The 6,087-nt window shown below is 68.3% G+C and carries 3 protein-coding genes and 1 pseudogene; 1 reads left to right on the top strand and 3 read right to left on the bottom strand.

From position 1 onward, the window contains the following. The 3 genes and pseudogenes from D8Y23_RS17175 to D8Y23_RS16000 all read right to left on the bottom strand — a co-directional run. A pseudogene (locus D8Y23_RS17175) lies at nt 1–158 on the bottom strand (ATP-dependent DNA ligase); the annotation flags it as partial. Between the two features lie 4 nt (nt 159–162). Beyond that, nucleotides 163–1,341, bottom strand: coding sequence for an AI-2E family transporter (locus D8Y23_RS16005; RefSeq protein ID WP_128219035.1), 1,179 nt, complete (start codon nt 1,339–1,341; stop codon nt 163–165). Between the two features lie 86 nt (nt 1,342–1,427). After that, nucleotides 1,428–2,669: an acyl-CoA dehydrogenase family protein gene (locus D8Y23_RS16000; protein WP_128219034.1), complete on the bottom strand. Its 1,242-nt coding sequence runs from the start codon at nt 2,667–2,669 to the stop codon at nt 1,428–1,430. Nucleotides 2,670–2,873: 204 nt separating this feature from the next. Here D8Y23_RS16000 and D8Y23_RS15995 point away from each other — a divergent pair, with 204 nt between their 5' ends. Then, on the top strand, nt 2,874–6,053 hold the full coding sequence (locus D8Y23_RS15995; RefSeq protein ID WP_205797347.1) for an Ig-like domain-containing protein: 3,180 nt from the start codon (nt 2,874–2,876) through the stop codon (nt 6,051–6,053). Nucleotides 6,054–6,087 lie beyond the last annotated feature (34 nt).

Below are 6,087 nucleotides of genomic sequence, written 5' to 3'. Positions count from 1 at the left end.
CCTCGGCTGCCGATCTCGACGTCGGTGCCGTCCCACGACACGAGCGCGCGGAACCCATCCCACTTCGGCTCGTACGACAGTCCGCCGTCGACCTTGCCCGGGTCGGGAACCGCGGGGACGGCCTTCGCGAGCATCGGGGCAGGGATGTCGTACGGCATGGGCTCAGCCCTCGCTCTCGCCCCCGGCCAGGGGAACGGGGTTGCGCCGCTTCTTGCGGCGCGCCCACTCGGCGGGCTGGTCGGGACCGTTCCACACCGACACGATGCCCCACGCGACGGCGGTGAGTGGGACGGCGAGGAGAGTGCCGAGGATGCCACCGATCGCGGTGCCGCCGGCGAGGACCACCAGCACGACGAACGAGTGCAGCTTCATCGTGCGGCCCATCAGCACCGGCTGGAGGAAGTTGCCCTCGAGCTGGTTCACGAGAACGACGACGCCGACGACGATGAGCGCGACGACCCAGCCGTTGGTGACGAGCGCGACGAGGGCCGCCAGGATGCCGGCGGTCACCGCTCCGACGATCGGGATGAACGCGAGCAGGAAGACGAGCACCGCCAGGGGCAGCGCGAGCGGGACCTGCAGGATCAGCAGCCCGATGTAGATGCCGATCGCGTCGACGGCGGCGACCGAGGCCGTTCCGCGGACGTAGGACCCGAGCACCGTCACGGTCTTGTCGCCGATCCGGCGGGCGCGGTCGTAGTCGCTGCCGCGGAACGGGCGGAGGACGAACTCCCACATGCGGGGTCCGTCCTTCAGGAAGAAGAACAGGATGACGACCATCAGCACCAAGCCGGTGAGGAAGGAGGCGACGGCGCTGACGCCGGCGAGGGCGCCACTGCCGAACTGTGCGCTCGTCACGAAGTCGCCGATCGCGTTCAGGGCCTGATTCACCTGGTCGGGCGAGATCGCGAACGGGAGGGTGTGGTACCAGTCCTGCGCCTGCTGGAAGCCCTCGACCGCCTGCGAGCTCAGTTCGTCCCACTGGTCGATGACGGCGTTCACGACGAGCCAGCCGAGACCCGCCAGCACCGCGACCACGGCGAGGAGCGTGATGAGCGTCGCGAGGACCGAAGGGACGCCCTTGCGGCGCATCCACATCGTGACCGGCCCGAACGCGGAGGCGAAGATCAGCGCGAGGATCAGCGGGATGATGACGAGGGTTACCTGCTGAATGCCCCAGATGAGACCTGCGACCAGGACCACCACGACGATGATCTGGACGGCGCGCACCGCGAGGCGTCCGAACCCGTCGGCCCAGAGACTGCGCGGGGGCGTCTCGACGACCTCGGCGACGGTGTTCGCGAGGTCGCGAGGAGCGGGGTGGCGAGAGAACAGTCCCATGCTCAGAAGGTAGCGAACCCTCCCGACATGGGGTGCGCCGGTTGCGTCAGGGCCCGCCGCGGACTACACGCCGAGTGCGCGGGAGATCAGGCGAACGCGCTCATCCCGGTGATGTCGCGGCCGAGAAGCAGCGCCTGCACGCTCTCGGTCCCCTCGTAGGTGTGGATGGCCTCGATGTCGGCCATGTGCTGCATGACGCCGTTCTCGAGCAGGATGCCGTTGCCGCCGAGCAGGTCGCGGGCGATCGCTGCGATACGGCGGGCGGCGCGGGTGTTGTGGTACTTCGCGAGCGAGGCCTGCGTGGGACGAAGGCCGCCGGAGGTCTCGAGGTCGGCCAGGCGCCGGCAGAACAGCTGCATCGCGGTGAGCTCGTCCAGCATCTGCGCGAGACGCTCCTGCACCATCTGGAACTTCGCGAGGGGCTTTCCGAACTGCATACGTTCGGTGGCATATGTCCGCGCCGCCTCGTAGCAGGCGGTCGCGTGGCCCAGCGCCGACCACGCGACGCCCGAGCGCGTGGCGTACAGCACGGCCGATGCGTCCTTGAAGGTGTGGGTTCCCGGGAGCACGGCATCCGCGGGAAGACGCACGTCGTCGAGAGCGATGTGAGCCTGGTGGATGCCACGCAGCGACACCTTGCCGGTGATGACGGTGCCCGTGTAGCCCGGGGTGTCCTGTTCGACGAGGAAGCAACGGACCTTGTCGTGGTCGTCGTCGCCCTCGGCATCCACGCGTGCCCAGACGAACGTGATGCCGCCGGAGGCGCCGTTGCCGATCCACTTCTTCGTGCCCGACAGCGACCAGCCGTCGGCGGTGCGGGTCGCCGTCGTCTCGAGCGACACGGAGTCGGAGCCGTGGTCGGGTTCGGTGAGCGCGAAGGCGCCGAGGGTCGTGCCGTCGGCGAGGGGCCGCAACCACCGCGCCTGCTGCTCGGGGGAGCCGAACATCGCGAGGGTCCGCAGTGCCAGGCCACCCTGCACCGCGAGGGCGGTGGCGAGGGATCCGTCGCCGCGCGAGATCTCCATGTTCACCAGTCCCGCGGCCAGCGGCGAGGATGCCGGCAGGTCGGGGTGCTCGATCCCGTCGGTAAAGAGCTCGAGCTCGCCCATGCGGCGGACGAGCTCGATCGGGTAGGTCGCGGCATCCCACTCGCCCTGCATCCGGGTGCCGACCTCGTCGATGAAGGTCTTCGCTCGATCCCACGCGTCGCGGTCGGCGTCGGGGATGTCGGCGAACACCGCGTAGTAGTCGGTGTCGCGGCGGCCGAGGAGATCGTACGAAGCGATGCGCTCGCCGGGAAGCGTGCGGGGCTGGGCGTCGGTGCTCATGTACTCAGTATCGCGCATCGTGGAACTCGGTGTCATGGGCCATCTCCGTTCCCGATGACGGCGGCGCGGGGATCGCCTACACCCCTTGCATTCTCCTTCATCATTCATATGATGTTTGCAGTGCATCCGCACATTCCCGTTCACAAGGCCGTGATCGATACGCGAGTCCCTGCGCACGGGCGTCCCCCCAGACAGGAGTACCTCGTGAAGACACCCCTTTTCCGTGCCGGATCGCTGGCGGTGATCGGTGCCGTGGCGGCATCCCTCGCCGTCGCAGGTCCGGCTTCGGCTGCTGACGCCGACGTTCTGCACGTCGCGCCCGACGGATCGGGCACGGCCTGCGTGGTCGCCCAACCCTGCGGTCTCTTCGCCGCGAAGGACCGCGTGCGGGAGCTCGTCGCGGCCGGCAGTGACGTCGTCGTCGAGCTCGCCGACGGCGAGTACCGCATCGGTGAGCCCCTTGAGTTCCGGCCGGAAGACGCCGGCGGCGCCGACGGATCGGTTCGATGGACGGCGGCGCCCGGTGCCAGCCCGATCGTCTCGGGGGCCGAGCCGGTCTCGGGGTGGAGCGTCTACGACGAGGGTGCGGGCATCTGGGTGGCCGACACCCCGCAGGGAGTCGACACGCGCCAGCTGTACGTCAACGGCGTCTACGCGCAGCGCGCTCAGCGCCAGGTGCCCGGAGCGGATCTCGCCCTCGACGAGACCGGCATCACTCTGAAGAACCCCGACCTGGCCTTCATGAACGATCTGCCGCAGCAGGACCGCATCGAGTTCGAGGCGAAGGGCGACTTCACCTACCGGTACTCGCCGGTCGCGAGCATCGCCGACTCGAAGCTTACGATGGCGCAGCCCGCGTGGGAGAACAACACGTGGGGATGGGACACGCCCCAGTTCGCTCTCCTGGGTGGATCGACCTACTGGTTCTCGAACTCGCTCGCCTTCATCGACCAGATGAACGAGTGGTACATCGACCCCGACGCCGGTCAGCTCTACTACAAGCCGGGTGCGGGGGTGGACCCCAACAACCTCGACGTCGAGCTGCCGCGGGTCGAAGTGCTGCTGAGCATCGGTGGAACGTACGACGAACCGCTGCAGAACCTCTCGTTCGACGGCATCACCTTCACCGGGACGTCGTGGCTCGGCCCGACCACCGACGGATACGCCACTCAGCAGAACGGCTCCTACATCAAGGGCCACTACGACTACCGCCCCGCGGACGCCTTCACCAGCTGCTCCCGCGGCTGCGAGCTGTTCGAGCGAGCCCGCACCAGCTGGTACCAGCAGCCGGCCGCCGTGCAGGTGTCGGCGGCATCCGGCGTCCGTTTCGAGAACAACCTCTTCGTGGGTCTGGGGTCGTCCGCACTCGGTATCGGCAACGACACCAACGCCGCCCTCAGCGGCGTCGGACTCGGCGCGCACGACATCCAGGTCGTCGGCAACCGCTTCACCGAGGTGGGTGGGCACGGGGTGTTCGTCGGCGGCAACCGCCCCGAGTCGCATCACCCCGACGACGAGCGCATGATCAACCGTGACATCACCGTCGAGCACAACACCGTGACGCGCGCGGCGGTGGAATACAAGGACAATTCCGGCATCCTCAGCACCTATGTCACGAACGCCCGCATCCAGAACAACGAGGTCGCGAACGTCGCTTACGACGGCATCGACACCGGGTACGGCTGGGGCATGAACGACGCCGGGGGGTCGGGGGAGTACACGAACCGCGGCTACTACAACTGGAACACCCGCTACGACACCCCCACGACACTCAAGGACAACGTCGTCGCCGGGAACCTCGTGCACAACACCAAGTCGCAGTTCGCCGACGGCGGCTCGATCTACAACCTCTCGGCCAGCCCGGGATCGGTGACGGAGCGGAACTACCTCTACAACGTCTCGGGCGTCGGGCTCTACCTGGATGAGGGAACCCGGTCCACCGTCTACCGCCAGAACGTCCTGCAGGGCACAAACCCGTGGGTCTTCACCAACGCATACGGGGCGACCAACACCAGCGACAACCTCATCACCGAGAACTGGTACAACTCCGGCGGGACCCAGACCCCGAATCTGGAGGCGAACCGCAACCGGCTCGTCGACAACGTCCAGGTGTCCGGACTGAACTGGCCGGATGCCGCGCGCCAGGTCATCTGCGAGGCCGGGGTCGCGCCCGAGCGGCGGACGGCGTTGAACGCCAACCTGTTCACCGAGAACGCCGACTGCGGCAGCACCGGCGAGCCAGTCGCTGCGCCGCTGTCGACGACGGCAGCCTCGGCGAGCAGCTCGTACTTCGCGCAGAAGGACGGTCATTTCGCGATTCGCGCCCAGGGCGCGGACGTGTGGGGCGGCGGCGGTCAGCGCGACGACGCCTACGGCTCGATATTCCAGAAGGATGCGGTCAACGCCGTGTCCAGCGTCTCGGCGCGGGTCGACACGGTCGGTGACGCGAACGCCTGGGCGAAGTCGGGCGTGATCATCCGCAACGACATCGATCAGCCGGGCGCCTCCGCCGGGTACGCGGTCGTGGCCGTCACTCCCCGCAACGGCGTCGTCTTCCACTGGGATGCCAATGGTGACGGCTACGTCGAGAGCTCGGCCGCGGCGAACGTCAACACGTTCCGTCCGGTGTGGGTCAAGCTCGACCGGAGCGGCGACCAGGTGAGCGCCTGGTACTCGTTCGACGGCACGAACTACGCCCAGATCGGCTCGACGGCCACGCTCACGGGAGCGGCAGCGGTGCAGGATGCCGGGATCTTCTCGACGTCGCACGACGCGAACCGTTCGGCGCTCAACGTGTTCAGTGACCTGCGGATCGAACGGGACGACGTGAAGCCGACGGCGACGCTCGTCGCGCCGACCGCGGCGGGTCCGTCGCGCACGCTCGAGCTCCGGGTCGACGCGACCGACGACCGCGGTCTGTCGCAGGTCGTGGCCAACGTCTACCAGGACGGCGCGCTCGTGCGCAGCACGCAGTCGGCGGTCGCGGACGGGGCGCGTGAGGCGACGCACACGGCGTCGGTCGCGCTGCCCGACGGGCACTACCAGCTAAAGTACAACGCGCACGACCGCGCGGGCAACGTCTCGGCGACCGGCACGTTCGCGTTCACGATCGACGCGACAGCGCCGACCGTGACGGTGAAGGACGGCAAGAACTTCACCGTCGCCACCGGCGAGACCTATGACCGGGTGAGCTTCAAGCTCTACGACGCCGGCCGGATCGACCGCGTCGAGCTCAACGGTGTCGTGAAGGATCTGGCGAACGCGCCGTGGTCGGACGTGAACTTCGTGACGCCCGGCGTCTTCGGGGCGGTCCGGGGTGAGAACACCCTCGTCGTGTTCGACGTGGCGGGCAACGCGCACACCACGGAGTTCACGCTGAACTGACGAACGGCTGTGCCCCCTCGCTCCGCGGAGCGAG

This window comes from Microbacterium enclense, from assembly GCF_004022425.1.
GTDB classification, from domain to species: domain Bacteria; phylum Actinomycetota; class Actinomycetes; order Actinomycetales; family Microbacteriaceae; genus Microbacterium; species Microbacterium enclense_A.
Note: the sequence above shows the minus strand (reverse complement) of the source record. Positions and strands in the feature narration are given on the sequence as shown.